General features: G+C 38.7%; 18 protein-coding genes, 2 tRNA genes and 1 pseudogene. 9 read left to right on the forward strand and 12 right to left on the reverse strand.

The window, feature by feature from the left end:
• Nucleotides 1–123 precede the first annotated feature (123 nt).
• Both FE813_RS03060 and FE813_RS03065 read left to right on the forward strand, forming a co-directional pair.
• On the forward strand, nucleotides 124–2,601 hold the full coding sequence (locus tag FE813_RS03060; RefSeq protein ID WP_139989404.1) for a hypothetical protein: 2,478 nt from the start codon (nucleotides 124–126) through the stop codon (nucleotides 2,599–2,601).
• A gap of 27 nt (nucleotides 2,602–2,628) precedes the next feature.
• Nucleotides 2,629–3,309 (forward strand): YadA-like family protein, encoded by a 681-nt coding sequence (locus FE813_RS03065; protein ID WP_139989405.1) that lies wholly within the window; start codon nucleotides 2,629–2,631, stop codon nucleotides 3,307–3,309.
• Between the two features lie 42 nt (nucleotides 3,310–3,351).
• Here FE813_RS03065 and FE813_RS03070 read toward each other — a convergent pair whose 3' ends face one another.
• Nucleotides 3,352–4,050, reverse strand: coding sequence for a tRNA1(Val) (adenine(37)-N6)-methyltransferase (locus tag FE813_RS03070; protein WP_180978672.1), 699 nt, complete (start codon nucleotides 4,048–4,050; stop codon nucleotides 3,352–3,354).
• An 80-nt stretch (nucleotides 4,051–4,130) separates the two neighbouring features.
• Here FE813_RS03070 and srmB point away from each other — a divergent pair, with 80 nt between their 5' ends.
• The gene (srmB, locus tag FE813_RS03075) at nucleotides 4,131–5,456 is read left to right on the forward strand and encodes an ATP-dependent RNA helicase SrmB (RefSeq protein WP_139989407.1); all 1,326 of its coding nucleotides are present in this window, start codon (nucleotides 4,131–4,133) and stop codon (nucleotides 5,454–5,456) included.
• 78 nt (nucleotides 5,457–5,534) lie between these two features.
• On the opposite strand, the pseudogene FE813_RS03080 reads toward srmB, so the two are convergent.
• The 7 genes and pseudogenes from FE813_RS03080 to FE813_RS03110 all read right to left on the reverse strand — a co-directional run bounded on the left by FE813_RS03080 (nucleotide 5,535) and on the right by FE813_RS03110 (nucleotide 12,089).
• Nucleotides 5,535–6,867: pseudogene (locus FE813_RS03080) on the reverse strand (IS3 family transposase).
• Nucleotides 6,868–6,955: 88 nt separating this feature from the next.
• Complete coding sequence (locus FE813_RS03085) at nucleotides 6,956–7,708, reverse strand: DeoR/GlpR family transcriptional regulator (RefSeq protein ID WP_139989408.1); 753 nt, start codon at nucleotides 7,706–7,708, stop codon at nucleotides 6,956–6,958.
• A 29-nt stretch (nucleotides 7,709–7,737) separates the two neighbouring features.
• On the reverse strand, nucleotides 7,738–8,316 hold the full coding sequence (locus FE813_RS03090) for a rhomboid family intramembrane serine protease (RefSeq protein WP_139989409.1): 579 nt from the start codon (nucleotides 8,314–8,316) through the stop codon (nucleotides 7,738–7,740).
• Nucleotides 8,317–8,342: 26 nt separating this feature from the next.
• The gene (rluA, locus tag FE813_RS03095; protein WP_005636621.1) at nucleotides 8,343–9,002 is read right to left on the reverse strand and encodes a bifunctional tRNA pseudouridine(32) synthase/23S rRNA pseudouridine(746) synthase RluA; all 660 of its coding nucleotides are present in this window, start codon (nucleotides 9,000–9,002) and stop codon (nucleotides 8,343–8,345) included.
• Between the two features lie 2 nt (nucleotides 9,003–9,004).
• Nucleotides 9,005–11,776, reverse strand: a complete 2,772-nt coding sequence (gene rapA / locus FE813_RS03100) for an RNA polymerase-associated protein RapA (RefSeq protein ID WP_139989410.1) — start codon at nucleotides 11,774–11,776, stop codon at nucleotides 9,005–9,007.
• A 111-nt stretch (nucleotides 11,777–11,887) separates the two neighbouring features.
• Nucleotides 11,888–11,964: transfer RNA gene (locus tag FE813_RS03105), tRNA-Arg, on the reverse strand.
• A gap of 48 nt (nucleotides 11,965–12,012) precedes the next feature.
• Nucleotides 12,013–12,089 (reverse strand) — tRNA-Pro (locus FE813_RS03110).
• 177 nt (nucleotides 12,090–12,266) lie between these two features.
• Here FE813_RS03110 and folD point away from each other — a divergent pair.
• The 5 genes from folD (at nucleotide 12,267) to purT (ending at nucleotide 16,529) form a co-directional block, all read left to right on the forward strand.
• Nucleotides 12,267–13,121, forward strand: coding sequence for a bifunctional methylenetetrahydrofolate dehydrogenase/methenyltetrahydrofolate cyclohydrolase FolD (gene folD, locus FE813_RS03115; protein WP_139989411.1), 855 nt, complete (start codon nucleotides 12,267–12,269; stop codon nucleotides 13,119–13,121).
• Between the two features lie 300 nt (nucleotides 13,122–13,421).
• Nucleotides 13,422–14,024: a beta-phosphoglucomutase family hydrolase gene (locus FE813_RS03120; RefSeq protein ID WP_139989412.1), complete on the forward strand. Its 603-nt coding sequence runs from the start codon at nucleotides 13,422–13,424 to the stop codon at nucleotides 14,022–14,024.
• The gene (locus FE813_RS03125; protein ID WP_139989574.1) at nucleotides 14,024–14,497 is read left to right on the forward strand and encodes a YqaA family protein; all 474 of its coding nucleotides are present in this window, start codon (nucleotides 14,024–14,026) and stop codon (nucleotides 14,495–14,497) included. The genes FE813_RS03120 and FE813_RS03125 overlap by 1 nt, the downstream gene beginning before the upstream one ends.
• Before the next feature lie 338 nt (nucleotides 14,498–14,835).
• Nucleotides 14,836–15,339, forward strand: a complete 504-nt coding sequence (gene luxS, locus FE813_RS03130; RefSeq protein ID WP_139989413.1) for an S-ribosylhomocysteine lyase — start codon at nucleotides 14,836–14,838, stop codon at nucleotides 15,337–15,339.
• An 8-nt stretch (nucleotides 15,340–15,347) separates the two neighbouring features.
• Nucleotides 15,348–16,529 carry a formate-dependent phosphoribosylglycinamide formyltransferase gene (gene purT, locus FE813_RS03135; RefSeq protein WP_139989414.1) on the forward strand — a complete coding sequence of 394 codons (1,182 nt, stop codon included), beginning with the start codon at nucleotides 15,348–15,350 and terminating at the stop codon, nucleotides 16,527–16,529.
• Nucleotides 16,530–16,586: 57 nt separating this feature from the next.
• Here the strand turns inward: purT and dtd are convergent, their stop codons facing one another.
• The 3 genes from dtd to FE813_RS03150 all read right to left on the reverse strand — a co-directional run bounded on the left by dtd (nucleotide 16,587) and on the right by FE813_RS03150 (nucleotide 17,784).
• Nucleotides 16,587–17,021, reverse strand: coding sequence for a D-aminoacyl-tRNA deacylase (gene dtd / locus FE813_RS03140; RefSeq protein WP_139989415.1), 435 nt, complete (start codon nucleotides 17,019–17,021; stop codon nucleotides 16,587–16,589).
• Nucleotides 17,018–17,458, reverse strand: coding sequence for an FMN-binding protein MioC (gene mioC, locus FE813_RS03145; RefSeq protein WP_139989416.1), 441 nt, complete (start codon nucleotides 17,456–17,458; stop codon nucleotides 17,018–17,020). Before mioC ends, dtd begins: the two co-directional genes overlap by 4 nt.
• A 107-nt stretch (nucleotides 17,459–17,565) precedes the next feature.
• Nucleotides 17,566–17,784 carry a cell division protein ZapB gene (locus FE813_RS03150; protein WP_046949384.1) on the reverse strand — a complete coding sequence of 73 codons (219 nt, stop codon included), beginning with the start codon at nucleotides 17,782–17,784 and terminating at the stop codon, nucleotides 17,566–17,568.
• A gap of 150 nt (nucleotides 17,785–17,934) precedes the next feature.
• Here FE813_RS03150 and glpX point away from each other — a divergent pair, with 150 nt between their 5' ends.
• Nucleotides 17,935–18,948: a class II fructose-bisphosphatase gene (glpX, locus tag FE813_RS03155; protein WP_139989417.1), complete on the forward strand. Its 1,014-nt coding sequence runs from the start codon at nucleotides 17,935–17,937 to the stop codon at nucleotides 18,946–18,948.
• Nucleotides 18,949–19,063: 115 nt separating this feature from the next.
• Here glpX and FE813_RS03160 read toward each other — a convergent pair whose 3' ends face one another.
• Complete coding sequence (locus FE813_RS03160) at nucleotides 19,064–19,387, reverse strand: DUF4298 domain-containing protein (protein WP_139989575.1); 324 nt, start codon at nucleotides 19,385–19,387, stop codon at nucleotides 19,064–19,066.
• Between the last annotated feature and the right edge of the window lie 4 nt (nucleotides 19,388–19,391).

Below are 19,391 nucleotides of genomic sequence, written 5' to 3' on the forward strand. Positions count from 1 at the left end.
CATGCAGTTTTTATATTTCTAATGACTTCATTGATTTCCATTAATAGAGTTGTGTACAATTTGTCTGTTTTTATATAAAAACAGTGCAAATTGTAACAAATATTATTAAATAAGGAATAATCAGTGATATACAGTCCTACAGGCAATAATTTTGCAAAACACAATAAACATCAACCGCACTTTAGTGCAAAAATTTCTCTTGTTTCCCTTTCTCTCTTTTCTGCTTTAAGTGCTCCAGCATGGGCAGATAATGTCACTCTCACACAAGAAGAATACAATACATTAATTAATCGAATTACCCAATTAGAACAAAAAATGGGCGAAAATACTAACGGTAGTACAACTGTGGGAAAAAACTCTCAAGCGGCATTATTTGGTACTGCTGTAGGTATGAATGCACAAGCAACAGGCAATCAATCAACTACTGTGGGAGTGAATTCAGAAGCCAGCGGCAGTAATTCAGCTGCGATAGGCTTAGGCTCCAAAGCCACTAAAACTGACACAATAGCGATGGGGACAAATTCTCAAGCCACTGAGATTAATACAACTGCGTTAGGTGCATACGCGGAGGCAACTGATCAATATGGTGTTGCAGTTGGCGCAGATGCTTATTCTATAGGACAACGTGCAATTGCGATTGGTGTGCATACTAGTGAAAAAGAAATGAAGAAATTCTATGATGACCCAAATAAATTAAGAGAATCTCTGAATTATGATAGTACGATTAAAAGCAATATCACCGATCAAGCGGTCATTTCTGAACTTACTAATGCAACACAGGGTGAAACAAAACTAGCAGAACTTATTAAAGATGACGCCCGACTCAAACAACTTATTCCAGATCAGAAAAAACGTGATGCTTTTATTGCTTATGCAAAAAGTGTCGCGGAGGCTCGTGCAACATTAGATAAGCAAAAAGAGTTGTATCCAAAGAATCCCGAATTAGCTCGTTTTGGGTTAGCCAACCCATTTGGTGCAACAGGGGGCAAAGCTATTGCGATTGGTGATGAATCATTAGCTTCTGGTTCATATTCTGTTGCGCTAGGCGCTAAATCAAAAGCAACTAACTATGCAAGTATCGCAACAGGATATGAGGCGAAGGCGACGGGCGTGCAAACATTAGCAAATGGTTTTGCAGCTGAGGCGACGGGTGACTTTAGTTTGGCTGTTGGAACATCTGCGAAAGCAATAGGTAATTTATCTAGTGCCTTTGGTTATGCAAGTAGTGCCTCTGGAATTGAATCCATTGCTATGGGTAACAAAGCTAAGGTAATTAATACATTTAGAGCTGTAGCTGAAGGTAACAAAAGACCAGACCAAGCTAGTGATAGTTCGGGTTCTATTGCGATAGGTCGAAATGCGCAATCTAATGTTGGATTATCCATCGCTATTGGTGCAGATGCTCTAAATAGTTATGGTGACCATCCAAGTTTAGATCCAACATATTCAGGTCAAACCGCTGTTGGTGTAGGAGCGAAAACAGGAAGTAATGGAGCGACAGGGATTGGTAACCAAATACGCGCTAATACCGAAAAAATGTGGGCTAGTGATGGTAGATATAGAAAATGGATGGGTGCAACAGCAATTGGTCAGTCATCTCAATCACAAGGTTTATACGCAACTGCTGTTGGTAATAACTCTCGAGCAATGGGGCATTACTCTATTTCTATTGGTCTTCAAAATCAAGCTAATAAAAATTTAGTACCTAATAATAATTATAATGAAGCGGGGGCAAGAGGCTATATTAGTAATGCTATTGGTGCTTTTGCTTATGCAAGAGGTCGTTTTAGTAATGCCATCGGTGCTGGTGCATTAGCTATTTATAATGAAACTACTGCTATAGGTGATCGTGCTTTTGCGAATGCTGCTAATAGTATAGCTATTGGTGCATATTCGGAAACAACTGCGACAAACTCTATTGCACTTGGCTATAATGCAGTGACTAGTGTAGATTCAAGTGTAGCATTAGGCGATACTTCTTTGGCTAATACAATGAGCGATAAAATAGGTTACAACCCGATATTATCATTAGAGGAAACCGTAAGCTCGCTTTCTCAGCTTAAAGGTAATACCACGAATAGCACAGGAGTTGAGATTACTAAGCTTTCTGATTACCAAATTCAGAGAGATATTATTAAGCAAGCAGATAAGGATATTCTCGATACAAACGAAGAATTAAAAACGGCAGAATATAAGCTTTTATATGCTGCTAATAAAGACGAATGGGATGTGGCTAATAATATTGTAAAAGTGAATCAGAAAAAGCGTGATGATGCTATTCTTGCAAAGAATGCTGCTCTCGCAAAAATTAAATCCAACTACAATGACGCCAACACTTGGAGAAGTTCTGCCGGTGCAGTATCTGTAGGTAATTCTGATTTAGGCATTACTCGCCAAATCACGAATGTCGCTGCAGGTTCAGAAGATACTGATGCAGTGAATGTGGCACAATTAAAAGCTTTGGCTACTGCTCCTGTGTTATTTTATAACGGTGGAAGTAGTAGTGGTGCTAACTTTAATATTGGCACACAACTAGGTTCACCGTTTAATTTAACGAATCTTCGTTTTTCTTTTGGTAATGGCTTAAAAGCATCGCTATAAAAGGATGGAAATAATCAGGTTCTATTTATGGAATTAGATAGCAATGCCATTAAAACTAATCCTGATTTGAAAGGGCAAAATGGTAGAGACGGTAGAGACGGTAGAGACGGTAGAGACGGCAGAGATGGCAAAGATGGACAAAATGGTAGAGATGGCATAAATGGCAGAGACGGTACGAATGGTAGTAGTCTCACACCAAATGACATTGTTAATGTTAAAGAGGTTCACACTGGCAATACAGTTATGAATACCAATGGCGTGACTATTAATAAAGGCAGCAAAACTGTTTCAATTACTGAAAACGGCTTAGATAATGGCGGAAATAAAGTAGTAAATGTGGCTGCTGGTGAAATTTCTGCAACATCAAAAGAAGCGGTAAATGGTCAGCAATTATATGAAACTAATCAATCTGTGGCACATAATACACGTTCAATTAATCAATTAAACAATAGAATGGATGAAGTTGATCGTCGAGGACGTCGAGGAGTTGCTATTGCGGGGGCAATGGGTTTGCTACCTCAGCCACATACTTCAGGTAGATCATCTATAAGTACTGCCACCACGTATTATCGCGGAGAACAAGCCTTAGCAGTTGGATATTCTCGCTTGACAGATAATGGTAAACATATTGTTAAATTCAGTGGAGCATCCAATATGTCAGGTAAGAAAGATGTTATGGTTGGGGCTGCTTATGGTTATGAATGGTAATTAAGCGTTTTTTATCAGTTCAAGGGGAGAATTTTCTCCCCTTTAAAATTTCAAATAAAAGTCTTTAGTCAATTCAATAAACGCTTCAGTGTATTGATTATCCTCATCATAAATCACCAATTGATCTTGTATTGAAACTTGGGGTTGTTTAGAAAACGTGAGTAGCATTCTTTGGGGCGTTTTTCCCACTTTAGTAATGACATTCGTTTGTTTTATGCAAAAAAGTACGGTGGATTTTATGAGCGTTTTGCTTGCCTCATAAGGCAATACAAAACTTATTTTCCCATTTTCCGCTAAGCGCGTGGCAGCCCATTCTAACCAATTTAAGTGGCTTTGCTTGGTATAACGAGCCAATTCTCTTTCCTCATTTTTGCAGGCAATACCTTGTTCAAAATAAGGTGGATTTGCCACAATTAAATCAAAGGTTTGTTCAGTGGTTTGTAAAAAATGTTGTATATCCGTTTGAATAAGTTGAATGCGATTTTTCCACATTGAATCATTGATGTTTTCTTGTGCTTGTTTTACTGCAATGGGATCCAACTCAACCGCTTGAATTTGGCAGCTTTCTTTTGTTCGTTGCGCTAACATTAAAGCCAACAATCCAGTGCCACTGCCCATATCTAAAATATTTTTACAATGTTTAACATCTGTCCAAGTACCTAACAAAATACCATCAGTGCCGACTTTCATGGCACAAGAATCTTGATTGATATGGAATTGTTTAAAGGTAAATCCGCTCATAAATTTTTCGTAAATTGACCGCACTTTTAGGTGCTTTTCGGGTATAATTCGCGCCAATTTTAACAAAGAACCACACAATAATGAATTTATCCCAATTTGAACAATTCGATCTTTCTCCCGAACTTTTAAAGGCACTAGAGAAAAAAGGTTATTCCCGCCCAACAGCTATTCAAATGGAAGCCATTCCTGCCGCAATGGAAGAGCGTGATGTATTAGGCTCTGCACCAACGGGAACAGGGAAAACTGCTGCTTTTTTATTACCTGCGCTACAACATTTATTGGATTATCCACGCCGTAAACCAGGCCCTCCGCGTATTTTGGTATTAACGCCAACCCGTGAATTGGCAATGCAAGTGGCAGAACAAGCGGAAGAATTAGCACAGTTCACCCATTTAAATATTGCGACAATTACAGGTGGCGTGGCGTATCAAAATCACGGCGATGTGTTTAATACCAATCAAGATTTGGTGGTAGCTACGCCTGGTCGTTTGTTGCAATACATTAAGGAAGAAAAGTTTGATTGCCGTTCCGTTGAAATGCTGATTTTTGATGAAGCCGATAGAATGTTACAAATGGGGTTTGGGCAAGATGCGGAAAAAATTGCGGCTGAAACCCGTTGGCGAAAACAAACCTTATTATTTTCTGCAACATTGGAAGGGGAGTTATTGGTCGATTTTGCAGATCGTTTGTTGAATGATCCTGTGAAAGTAGATGCGGAACCAAGCCGTCGAGAGAGAAAAAAAATCAATCAATGGTATTATCACGCAGACAGCAATGAACACAAAATCAAATTGCTCGCGCGTTTTATTGAGACTGAAGAAGTGACGCGTGGAATTGTATTTGTTCGTCGTCGTGAAGATGCGCGTAAACTTTCTGAAACATTGCGTAAACGAGGCATTCGTTCCGCGTATTTAGAAGGTGAAATGGCACAAACTCAACGTAATAATGCGATTGATAAGTTGAAATCAGGTATTGTGACGGTATTGGTTGCAACGGATGTGGCTGCGCGTGGTATTGATATTGACGATGTAAGCCATGTGATGAATTTTGATTTGCCGTATAGTGCGGATACTTATTTGCATCGAATTGGACGTACAGCACGAGCAGGCAAAAAGGGCACCGCAGTCTCTTTTGTTGAAGCTCATGATTACAAGTTATTGGGTAAAATCAAACGCTATACCGAGGAAATTTTAAAGGCGCGCATTTTAGAAGGTTTAGAACCTCGCACTAAGCCACCAAAAGATGGTGAAGTGAAATCTGTAAGCAAAAAACAAAAGGCACGCATTAAAGAAAAACGTGAAGAAAAGAAAAAAACAGAGGCGAAGAAAAAAGTGAAATTGCGCCATAAGGATACGAAAAATATCGGAAAACGACGTAAGCCGAGTAATCCTATATTTTATCAATAATGTTTTTATTAAAATGGCGTATGTTTATTCACATCACATACACCTTATTTTGCTCTGTCCACAAAAAGTTAGACTTATTTAGTTCAAGGATTGAGTTCTATCATTCATAGGGCTCAGCCCTTTTAGTTTCCCATGAATGCGCTCATAGTTATAATAATGAATGTACTCGTGGATCGTTTTTTCCAGTTGTTCGAACGTCTCAAATCGTTTGCCGTAATAACATTCCGTTTTTAGTCGTCCAAAGCAGCGTTCCATCGCACTGCTATCTAAACAATTCCCCTTCCTTGACATACTTTGTTGAATGCTATTCTCCCTGAGTATGTTTTTATAGACTATCATCTGATACGGCTCACCTTGGTCGGAATGTAAAATGGGTTTGGCTCCCTCAAGCCTTGCTACAGCTTGTTTCATCATTCGGGTAATTTGCTCAAAGTTTGGGCTTTGCGCTAAATTATAAGCAATCATTTCATTGTTAAATAAATCCTTAATTGGCGATAAATAGCGCTTACCTTCAGCACACTTAAACTCAGTAATGTCGGTTGTCCATTTTTTATTAGGTTGTGTAGCTGTAAAATCGCGTTGTAACAGATTATCCGCAATACGTCCGACTTCACCTTGATAAGAACGATATTTTTTGTTTTGAATTTTCCCTTAAGCCCCAATTACTGCATAATACATTGCGCTTTTTTATGGTTAATTTTAATGGTTTCTCTTAGATTAAACGTTACACGGCGATAACCATAGTTTCCGTGATTATCGTGATAAATAATGGCGATTTCTTGTGAGACTATTGCATTTTCATCGTTTTTTACTTTTAAAGGGTAAAAGGAAACACGGCAGGATAAGGCTATTAAATTAAGCAACATTTGAATCGGAAAATAAACACGTAATGCTTTTACGATAGCGGCTTTTTCTGCATTTTTTGTTGGTTGAGTTTTTGCAATTTTTTAGAATGGCATTCTCCGCTTCCAGCTCCAAAATCCGATATTTCAAACGTTCTTCTTCGGTTTTGGGCTTTGGGCTTAGGTGGCATTTTAGGGTATTTCGGTTTTATGGGTGGGCGACCTTTAGGTTTGGGGATTAAGCCGTTTATACCTTGTTTTTCAAAGACTCGCAACCATCAGTTAATCACTCTTGAATTGGCAGTACCACAGCATAAATAGGAAGTTTCTGCAGAAAATTGTCCATTTTAATTGCTTGTATAACGTTAAGTTTAAATTCAGGTGAGTAATTTCGCTTCTTACCTAGATCAGCTAACCCATTGATTCTACTATGATTAAATTGGTTTATCCAATGTCGCAATGTTCTACTGGCAAGTTGAAAATGTTTACGAGTAAGTGAACTATTTTTATCATTTAGAATGATAAAACTCGATGACTCGTTGTTTGAAAAGAGTGTTGTATTTGGTCATAAAAAATCTGCACCTTAATTAGTTGGTTGTTTAGTCCAACTTTTGCGGGCGATCATTAAGCGGGGTTTTTCTTCATATCTGATAAAAACTAACATAAAACTAATTTTGTTTTTTTATCGTGTAAATAATCGGTAACACTATTAGGGACCTTATCCGTAAATAAATACTCCACATCACTTAATTCGCCCAATCGAACAATCGCTTGGCGCATAAATTTAGAGTGATCGGTCACTAATAAGGTCTGACGTGAACTTTCAATAATCGCTCGCTTTACTTGTACTTCATGGTAATCATAATCCAATAATGAACCATCAGCATCGATCGCGCTAATCCCTAAAATACCGAAATCTAGGCGAAATTGAGAAATAAAATTCACCGTAGCTTCGCCAATAATGCCACCATCCATTCGCAATGATCCGCCTGCCATGACAATATCAAAACTTTCATTTTGACGTAAAAGATGCGCAGCATTCAAATTGTTCGTCACAATTCGGAGTTTTTCATGGCCAAGCAATGCATTGGCCACAGCCTCAGGCGTCGTACCAATATCAATAAACAACGATGCACCGTTAGGAATCAACTTCGCAACTTCCTGTGCAATATTATTTTTTTGTAATGAAAAGAATTGTTTACGATCCACGTAATCAGAATTTTCTGCAGAAGATGGCGATGCCGCACCACCGTGATGACGACGGATTAAATCTAACTCGGCCAGAATATTCAAATCACGGCGAATCGTTTGAGGGCTAACATCTAAGGCTGCAACCAGTTCTTCCGTGCTTAAATAGCCAGATTGTTCCACCAGTTTAATAATTTGTTGATGCCGTAACGACTGCTTCATAGAAAACCCTTTATCCAAATTGAATACACCTACTGTAGCGAATTTTTACGTAATTTGCTATCGATAAATCCCCAAATCAAGCCAACAATCAAGCCTGAAATATGCGCTGCATTTCCCATTTCAACACCAAATAAGGGGCTAATAAAACCTAATGCGATCCCTACCAATAACATGGTGAAAAAACCTTCTGGCAGATCAAATAAATGATGATTCAATTTATCACGTATAAATACATAGCCTAGAACCGCATATACAACACCGGAAAGCCCAAAGAAAGCGGGGCCAGACACATAATTTTGCACATATCCTGTTATGGCAGCTGCTACAACATACAACATCAATAATTTGACCGAACCAAAAGTGTGCTCAATCATTCCACCGAAAATAAAAAACCAAGACAGATTAAACAAAATATGCAAATTAGATAAATGTACCAGTGTATGTGAGATATAGCGCCACGCTTCGCTATCTTGCTCTTCGTAAGCGGGGTAATGCATCAAATACATAATATCGTCTTCAAAACCCAGCTGTTGAGCAATATAAATAAGCGCGCAAAGTGCGGTGAGAATTAGCGTGATTTTTCCTTGTTGAGCTAAAAAGTTTTTCATTCGTGATCTCGTGCGTCTGCGCCAACTTAAAAATCTAACTTCGCATTAAAGGTCATTGTTTCCCCTGTAATGGGGTGAGTAATCGTCAATTCTTCTGCGTGCAAACATAATCTTGGCGACATAGCTTTAGCCTGAGGATGAGAGTAAAATTTATCGCCTAGAATTGGATGCCCCAATGCTAACATGTGCAAGCGTAATTGATGAGATCGGCCTGTCACGGGAGTCAGTTTCACGCGAGTACTGTTATTGGGAAAACGAGCTAAAACTTCGAATTTTGTGACCGCTCTTTTTCCTAAAACAAAATCCAAACGTTGGCGTGGGCGGTTTTCCCAATCACAAATCATTGGAAAATTTACCTCTCCATAATCTTTCTCCAAATGCCCCCAAACAATCGCTTGATAATATTTTTTCGGTTCACGTTCGCGAAATTGGCGCTTTAATTCACGATCCGCCGCCTTACTTAAAGCAAACACAATGATGCCGCTCGTTGCCATATCCAAACGATGAGCTGGCTCGCAAAAGCCGAATTTTTCTTTCACTCGACTCATTGCGCTATCGTAATATTGTGGTTGATTACCCGGCACAGAAAGCAAACCGCTCGGTTTGTTCACCACGCACAAATGATTATCTTGATAAATAATATCTAAATAAGGTTCAAGAGGCGGATTGTATTCAATCAATGCCATTTTTATTCCTTGTTCGTCACAATGACACGCAAGCAATCCAAACGCCAGTTTGCTTTAGAAAGCTCGTCCAGTGATTGTGTTCGTTGTTGTTCCAAAATATCAATTTCGCTTTGGCGAATATTTTTATTCACTGCTCTCAAAGCCTGCAAACGGTTAATTTCTGAGCTTAATTGTTGATCTGCTTGATTTTTAGCTTCAGAAATAATCGGTTCTGCCAAGGATTTTACCAGTTGATCGCCTCGTGTAATCAAGGCTTCAATGTTGCTCCGTGCCATTTTCACCATTTGATTGGCAATATTTTTACCAAGTGGTTTCAATTTGCTATGCAATGTTTCAAAGGCAACCTGCTCACCAATGTTATTTCCTTTGTTATCAAGCAGCAGACGAATAGGCGTTGGCGGCAAGAAACGATTGAGCTGTAACCCTTTTGGCGATTGGCTTTCCACCACGTAAATTAATTCAATTAATAAGGTTCCAGCGGGCAGTTGTTTATTTACAAGCAATGCCATTGCAGCTTTGCCAATATCACCTGAAGCAACAAGATCAATACCTTGACGAATCATAGGATGATCCCAAGTCAAGAATTCCATTTCTTCGCGAGCAAGGACAAGTTCTCGATCAAAGGTGACCGTCACACCTTCTTCTTTTAAACCCGGAAAATCGGGCACAAGCATTGTCCCAGTTGGACTAATTACAATACTATTAGCCCCAAGATCTTCTTGCTCTACGCCAATAATATCAAATAATTTTAAAGCAAAATTCACAAGCTCAGGCGAATTATCTTCATCAGCAATTTGATCCGCTAACGCTTGAGCCTGCTCACCGCCATGAGAATTTAGCTCTAATAAACGATCACGACCTTTTTCTAACTCAATCTTGAGTTTTTCTCGCGCGGTTTTAGTTTGTTTTAATAATTCAGAAAATTCATTCTCTGAAAGTGCGGTAGAATTTGACCGCACTTTTTCCAACTCATCAGAAAACTGGGCAAATAATGCCATTCCCATTGGACAAGTTTGTTCAAAAGCATTCAGCCCCTCATTGTACCAACGCGCTAAACAACTTTGAGGCGAATCTTTCACACAAGGCACATAAATTTGCACATCACGTTTTTGTCCAATACGGTCTAATCGGCCAATACATTGTTCCAATAAATCAGGATTTGTCGGTAAATCAAATAACACTAAATTTGCCGCAAATTGAAAATTACGCCCTTCCGAGCCAATACTCGAGCTCAGTAAAACCTGTGCGCCGTTTTCTAAATCCGCAAAATAAGCCGCGGCTCTATCCCGTTCAATAATCGACATTTTTTCGTGGAACACTGCGGCACGAATCGCCTCACGTTCACGTAAAATTTGTTCTAACTGAATCGCCGTGGCCGCAGTCTGACAAATCACAAAAATTTTTTCATCGCGATGGAGTTTGAGGAAATCAATCAGCCAATCAATTTTATCATTCTCTTCCGAGAGTGTAATTTGGTGGTAAACACGGTGCGGAAAACCTTTCACGCCTTGACGTGTATTGCGGAACAGCATTCGCCCAGTGCCGTGACGATCAATTAAGGCTTGAATCAGTTCCTGACGGGCACGATGTTGTTCCTCATCATTATTTGATGCAATCGCTCTAAAAAGAGGCTCGACATCTTGTTCAAGCAACAAATCAGAAATATGATTTTTTTCTACCGCACTTAATGCCTTATTTGCCACCAAAGATTCAACAGCATTAACCACAGGTTGGTAGCGTTCCTGCTCTTTCACAAAGGTTTGATAATCAAAAAAACGTTCTGGATCCAGTAAGCGCAAACGAGCAAAATGACTTTCTTGCCCAAGTTGTTCTGGGGTTGCCGTGAGTAACAAGACGGATGGAATGATGCGAGCAAGCTGTTCAACTAATAAATAAGCCGCACTTTGTGAAGATTCTGACCACACGAGGTGATGTGCCTCATCCACAATTAAACAGTCAAATTGAGCATCAAGCGCCTGCTCTACTCGATTAGGATGAGTTTCTAACCAATTCAGCGAACAAATAATTAAGCTTTCCGTTGTAAATGGATTAACGGCATCAAGATCAAAATCGTTGCAACGTTCTTCATCAAAAAGTGAAAAATGCAAATTAAAACGACGAAGCATTTCTACCAGCCATTGATGTTGCAACGTTTCTGGCACGATAATAAGAACACGTTGCACTTTCTCAGCAAAAAGTTGATTCTGCAAAATCATTCCAGCTTCAATGGTTTTCCCTAAACCAACCTCATCCGCCAATAACACACGAGGATTAACTCGATTACCGACTTCAGCTGCAATATGAAGCTGATGAGGAATTAAACCCGCACGCGTTCCACGCAAACCACGCAATGGCGATTTAAATTGTGCTTGCTGATGACAAAGCGTGCGATAACGCAATGCAAAATGACTGCTGCGATCAATTTGCGCTGAAAACAAACGATCTTTCGCTTGGCTAAAAGAAATAATCGGTGAAATATCACGTTCTTGCACAATGACATCTTCACCTTGTGGATTTTTAACTAAATAAAAGAGTAAACCGTTCATATTTTGAACGTCTAAAATCTCACCTTGCCAACCAGCTTGATGAGATAATGTTTCACCTTTGCTAAATACAATTCGGCTTAAAGGCGCTTGTGCAGCAGCATATATACGCGTTTCATCTGCAGCTGGGAAATAAATCGTGACAGTTCGTTGATCTAATGCGGTAATGATACCTAATCCTAAAGCGTTTTCACTTTCACTCAACCAGCGCTGACCAATAGCAAAGGGCATAATAATTCTCTTTCTTGTTTTTATTGATAAAATTTGGGGGCGTATTGTAGCTTGCTTAAATAGCAAAGGAAATTAATAAAAGAGAATAAAAAAATAGATTGAAGAAATAAATGGCACGCCCTAAAGGATTCGAACCTTTGACCCACGCCTTAGAAGGGCGTTGCTCTATCCAGCTGAGCTAAGGGCGCATTCAAAGGATTTCTTTTGTACAGAATTTCAAGACAATATAAAAGAAGTGGTCGGCGAGATAGGATTTGAACCTACGACCCACTGGTCCCAAACCAGTTGCGCTACCAAGCTGCGCTACTCGCCGATAAGCCGAACCAATTATAGATTTGTTTTGATACCAGTCAATGACTTTTTTTATTTTTTAAGCTAATTGCTCAAAATTATTTCAATTTAGGAAATGTCACTATTTCCCGTTGTAAAAAATTCATTGTCCGTTAGAATAGCAAACGTTTTCTCTCTTTTCATATAAAAGGACAACTAAATGACGGCACAAATCATCTCTGGTACTACCCTTTCAAAAAAAATCAAATCTGATGTTGCCTCTGAGATTGAACATTATATTGCTCAAGGTAAACGTGCACCAGGGCTTGCAGTCATTCTCGTTGGGGCAGATCCTGCATCACAAATTTATGTAGGAAGTAAACGTAAAAGCTGTGAAGAAATCGGCATTCTCTCTAAATCTTATGATCTGCCAGATACAACCACTCAAGAGGAATTGCTAGCGGTTATTGACCAGCTTAATGCAGATGAAAGTATTGACGGTATTTTGGTGCAATTACCGTTACCCAAACAAATTAACACAGAAGCAATAATTGAAAGAATTGACCCGAAAAAAGATGTGGATGGTTTCCATCCTTACAATGTTGGGCTTTTATGCCAACGCATTCCAACTTTGCGTGCTTGCACCCCTTATGGCGTAATGAAACTATTAGAAACAACGGGTATTGACTTACATGGCAAACACGCAGTAATTGTAGGCGCATCCAATATTGTCGGCCGCCCAATGTCTTTAGAATTACTATTAGCAGGTGCAACCGTCACTGTGACTCATCGATTCACCAAAGATTTGGAAAGTCATGTTCGCCAAGCTGATATACTCGTCGTTGCGGTGGGTAAGCCGAATTTAATTCCTGGCGATTGGATCAAAGAAAGTGCGGTTGTCATTGATGTCGGAATTAATCGTGTAGATGGAAAATTAGTAGGCGATGTAGAGTTTGACAGAGCAGCCGAAAAAGCGGCTTATATTACCCCCGTTCCAGGTGGAGTTGGTCCAATGACCGTTGCAATGTTAATGAGCAATACACTTTATGCCTATAAACAAACATTGACGCAATAAAATTCAAAAGCAAGGTTAACTTTAACCTTGCTCACCAATGTGAATGAAATCATTTCTTATCAGTCAGGGACAATATTGTTCCATTGCAATCTAAAACAAGCGTATGAATATTCAATAATCGCTTAATTAATTCGCCTAGGAACTTTCTAACATTCTAATTGCTTAAGCAATCGTATTTGAATTCTATTTGTTCAAAATTTGTGTGCTTTAATTTACTGCTTTTTATGAAAATAAAACAATGCAGAGATCGCAATTTTATAGCAAAATGATAAAAATTTAAAAATAAGTAAGGATGTAAAAATGTTTAATTATGCAATGTTCGATCGATATGAAGGATTAATTTTTGATATGGATGGAACCCTCATTGATACTATGCCTGTTCACGCAAAAGCATGGGGAATGGTGGGAAAACAATTTGGCTACGAATTTGACAGTCAAATCATGTATAACCTAGGTGGGGCAACCGTAAGAACCATTGCAGAGGAAATGATGAAATTGGCTAATATGCCACTTGAACGTCTTGATGAAGTTATTACAGCAAAACGTGCTTTATCTTATCAGCTCATTCCATCACAATCCACCTTGCTTCCCACATTTGATATTGTAAAACATTTCTATCAGAAAAAACCGATTGCGTTAGGCTCGGGCTCTCATCGAAAAATTATTGATATGTTGATAGATAAACTTAATATTGCCTCTTATTTTAATGCCATTGTCAGTGCAGACGATGTAAAAGCGCATAAACCTCATCCAGAAACTTTTTTACGCTGTGCAGAGCTGATCAAGATTAATCCTACAAACTGTATTGTTTTTGAAGATGCGGACTTGGGCGTAAAAGCAGGTTTAAGTGCCGGAATGGATGTTTTTGATATTCGGACTCAACAAATTATAACCACAAAATGATGGAATGGTTATTAGGATTACTTTCCGATTTTTGGCAAACTCATGCCTTATGGTTAATGTTTGCGAGTGCATTTCTAAGTGCGACGGTATTACCAGGTAATTCAGAGATAATATTTATTGTATTAGTTATCCCCAAATTAGCGTTAGGAACTTGGCTAAGTACGGATATTTTTTTACTTATTTTTATGGCAACACTAGGTAATGGGCTAGGTAGCTTAACTACTTATGGAATAGGGCGCTGGCTTCCTCAATTTAGGCCAAAAAATCACCGCACTTTATGGGTTATGAAGCAGCTTCAACGTTATGGTTCACTTACCTTACTATTAAGTTGGCTACCTGTAGTAGGCGATTTATTTTGTGTCCTAGCGGGCTGGCTTAGATTGAACTTTATTGCGAGTTGTTTTTTTATTTTTCTAGGAAAACTGGTACGTTATGTTGCGTTATTGTTTCTCAGTGTACCTTTCTTATTATAAAATGGACAAAAGAAAAGCCCCGCAAGAATACGGGGCAAATAACCTAAGGAACCAATTTTATTAAAACAACTGCAAGTTGCTTGTTCTATCAGACAAGCCCATCTGGAAAAAGTTCACATAAATTAAAAAAATTCCCAAAAATAAAATCTAACAAAAATACAAAGAAAAAAGCCCCACAAAAGTGTGGGGCAAATAACCTAAGGAACCAATTTTATTAAAACAACTGCAAGTTGCTCGTCTTATAGGACAAAGACCTTGCTATAAAGTTCATAAAAAATTGTAAAAAAATGAACACTCATTCAAATAATTCTTAATTAACTGATTTATAAGGAAAATTTATGCCATTACTTGATAGTTTTAAAGTAGATCACACTAAAATGAATGCCCCTGCTGTGCGTGTGGCTAAAACAATGCATACACCTAAAGGTGATGATATTACTATCTTTGACTTACGTTTCTGCATTCCCAATAAAGAAATCCTCCCTCCAAAAGGAATCCACACGCTAGAACACTTATTTGCAGGTTTTATGCGTGATCACTTAAATAACGAAGATGTTGAAATTATTGATATTTCACCTATGGGATGTCGAACCGGTTTTTATATGTCTCTCATCGGCACACCAGACGAACAACAAGTCGCTAAAGCTTGGTTAGCATCAATGCACGATATTTTAAATGTACAAGATCAAACCAAAATTCCGGAATTAAACATTTATCAATGTGGCACATATACAGAGCACTCTTTAGAAGAAGCACATGAAATCGCAAAAAATGTGATTGCTCGTCGTGTTGGTATTAATAAAAACGAAGATTTAACATTAGATAATGCATTATTAAAATAGGAGAAATAATGACAACGCTTGGTACCGCATTAACACCTAATGCAACAAAAGTGATGCTATTGGGATCGGGGGAACTTGGTAAAGAAGTAGTAATTGAACTACAACGATTAGGCGTAGAAGTAATTGCAGTGGATCGCTATGAAAATGCCCCAGCACAACAAGTTGCACACCGTGCCTATACACTCTCAATGTTGGATGGTGAGGCATTAAAAACACTTGTAAAACAAGAAAAACCTGACTACATCGTGCCAGAAGTAGAAGCAATTGCAACAGCAACACTGGTAGAATTAGAGAAAGAGGGTTTTAACGTGGTACCTACAGCCAAAGCCACACAACTTACTATGAATCGTGAAGGGATTCGCCGACTAGCTTCGGAAGAACTTAAGTTACCCACCTCGCCTTACCAATTTGTAGATAATTTTACTGATTTCCAAAATGCGGTAGAAAAAATTGGTATTCCCTGTGTCGTGAAACCAATCATGTCATCCTCTGGTCATGGGCAAAGTATTTTAAGATCTAAAGACGATATTCAAAAAGCATGGGATTATGCACAAGAAGGTGGCCGTGCTGGTGCAGGAAGAATAATTGTAGAAGGGTTTGTAAAATTCGATTATGAAATTACGCTTTTAACCGTTCGTCATATCAATGGTACAAGCTTCTTAGCACCAATTGGCCATCGCCAAGAAGAAGGTGATTATCGGGAATCATGGCAACCACAAGTGATGTCAGATATTGCATTGGAAAAAGCGCAATCGATTGCGGATAAAATTACAAGTGCACTAGGTGGACGAGGCATCTTTGGTGTAGAAATGTTTGTGTGTGGAGATAATGTCATTTTCAACGAAGTTTCACCACGCCCACATGATACAGGCATGGTCACGCTTATTTCTCAAGAGCTTTCAGAATTTGCCTTACACGCAAGAGCCATTTTAGGTTTACCTATTCCAGAGATTACCTTAATTAGTCCATCCGCATCTAAAGCTATTGTTGTAGAGGGGAAATCAAAGAATGTAAAATTTGGTGCGATTGATAAAGTGCTTGCTGAACCCCATACGAATATTCGTTTATTTGGTAAAAGTGAGGTTAATGGCCACCGACGTTTAGGCGTGTTATTAGCACGAGACGTTTCCGTAGAAAAAGCGCTAGAAAAAGTAAATCAAGCTTATCAAAAATTAGAAATTACACTCTAATATTTCTTGCACTCACTGACGCAAGCCTTTCAGCTTGCGTCGATCTTATAGAAGATTTTATATATTAAGCCAAAATGTTACTGGGCCATCGTTTATTAAACTCACTTGCATATCCGCTGCAAATTGCCCAGTTGAAACAGGTAATTTCTCACCGCACTTTTGGATAAAGTATTCATATAATTCATTAGCTAATGCTGGGGGCGCACCTTTTGAAAAACTTGGACGCAAACCTTTTTGTGTATCCGCCGCTAATGTAAATTGAGAAACAATAAGTAGTTCACCTTGTGCTTGTTGAACATTTAAGTTCATTTTGTCATTTTCATCACTGAAAATTCGATAATTAAGCACTTTTTCAGCAAGTTTATCCGCTTTCTCTTGATTATCTTCTTTTTCTACACCAAGCAAAACCAGTAAACCTTTGCCAATTTGTCCAATTGTTTCACCGTTTACATCAACTTTTGCTTGAGACACACGCTGAATTAAAGCAATCATTTTAATCCCTCAATAAAGCTCGGTAACCATGCTTCGGCATAGCCTTCTTGATCATCCACGTTTAAAACATCAATTTTTAAAGTCTCGCAAATTTTTACCGCACTTTTTTCTTCAAGCGTTTGCTCCACTTTGTCCGCTGCATAGCAAAAAGTATCATAATCAGAATTACCTAATCCAACGACCGCAAAACGAACATCTGAAAAATCGCTTTGATTTTTAGCTAATTCATCAAATAGCGGTTTTAAATTATCTGGCAACTCGCCTGCACCATGAGTTGAAGTCACAACAAGCCAAATTTTTTCATTTTCGATGTCAGATAAACTTGGTCCGTGAAAAAGAGCGGTGGAAAAACCTTGAGTTTCTAAAACATCGTTTAAATGTTCGGCAACATATTCTGCACCACCTAAAGTGCTGCCAGAGAGAATGCAAATGTGCATTTGATTATCCTGTATTTATTTTCTTCCCTAACACAGGGAAAAGTAAAAGAATATTTTTGAAATGATTAAAATAAAAAGGCTTAGATTTTCTAAGCCTTTTGTTACGATTAAACGTTATCAAATTTGCCAAGCAATGAACGAATATGTTCTTGCCAGTTGCGGTGTTCGTTTTTCAGTTGCTCATTTTCAGTTTGTAAACTTTCGATATTTCTTTGAGATTCTGCGTTTTTCTCTTTTAATTCTTCAACTTCTAATTGAAGCAATTGGATGGTTTCTACCGCTTGTTTAATTTTTTCTTCAAGCTGGTCTAAAATTTCTAAAGACATAATGATTTCCTTTTAAATATGGGTAAGTTTGAGAGTATTTTACCCAGTAAATTTGCCTTTTTAAAGCGTTGGAGAAAAAATTATTATGCGTTCAATAACGTAATGATAAAATCACACCGTTTTTATGGCTAAAAGTCAAAGGAGAATAAAATGAACGCTGCCCTAGCAATTGAATTTTCACGTGTAACAGAAATGGCCGCATTAGCTGCTCATACATGGCTTGGGCGGGGAGATAAAAATGCGGCTGATGATGCTGCAGTAAAAGCCATGCGTTATATGCTAAATTTAATCGATATGGATGCTGAAATCGTGATTGGCGAAGGTGAAATTGATGAAGCACCAATGCTTTATATTGGTGAAAAAGTCGGTTCTGGCATGGGAGAATTGGTCTCTATCGCCGTTGATCCTATTGATGGCACGCGTATGACTGCAATGGGTCAGTCTAATGCTATTTCCGTCTTGGCAGCTGGAGACAGAAATACCTTTTTAAAAGCACCAGATATGTATATGGAAAAATTGGTGGTTGGCTCAGATGTTAAAGGCATGATTGATTTAACTTTACCACTAGAACAAAATCTTCGCCGTGTCGCATCTAAGCTAGGAAAATCCCTTTCTGATCTCACCGTAATGGTATTAGCAAAACCACGCCATGATGCGGTAATTAAACAAATGCATAACTTGGGCGTGAGAGTGATGGCGATCCCTGATGGTGATGTGGCAGGTTCCGTATTGTGCTGTTTACCTGATGCTGAAGTCGATCTTCTTTACGGAATCGGGGGCGCACCAGAAGGTGTGGCTGCTGCAGCTGCAATTCGTGCACTAGGTGGCGATATGCAAGCTCGTTTACTTCCTCGTAACGAAGTAAAAGGTGATACTGAAGAAAATAAAAAAATGGCTGCCGATGAAATTCAGCGTTGTGAAGCATTAGGCGTAAAAATCAATGAAGTGTTAAAACTTGAAGATCTTGTGCGTGATGACAACCTGGTATTTACCGCAACGGGTATCACCCATGGTGATTTGCTTAAAGGCATCTCTCGCAAAGGTAATTTAGCTTTTACAGAAACCCTCTTAATTTGTGGTCAATCATGTGCAATCCGAAAAATACAATCAATTCATGACTTAGCTCGTAAAGATTCTGAAATTTATAAGATTTTGAATATTTAGCTGTCTACACAAAAGTGCGGTGAACTTTGGTCTGCCCCCAAAAAGTTAGACTGTTATTTAAAAGATGGTTTTCACCGCGCGTTTGTTTATAAAGTCAAGCAAACTGTATCATCAATTATTTGCCATTAGTTTGATCGAGAATTTTAGTCACCACTTTCAAATACTCAATCGCCAAGCTATGTTGCGCAACACTGGCATTAAAAACTAAGTCTTCGGAAAGTACGCCACAAGGTTGCGCTTTCGGTACCTCACCATTTTCGTAAGCCTCAAAATCCTCTCGCCAATCCCCTCCGAAGTAATAATGTTCTAAGCGTTTCATCTTGGGTAAAAACGCCTGCCATTTTTCCAAAAACTGCTCCGCCTCTGCAAGAAAAACATTTGCCTCATCTAAAATACTTTCCATTTCGACAAGTTGAAATAATCGTTCTTTTGATAGCATATTT

This window comes from Haemophilus seminalis (assembly GCF_006384255.1).
Taxonomy (GTDB): domain Bacteria; phylum Pseudomonadota; class Gammaproteobacteria; order Enterobacterales; family Pasteurellaceae; genus Haemophilus; species Haemophilus seminalis.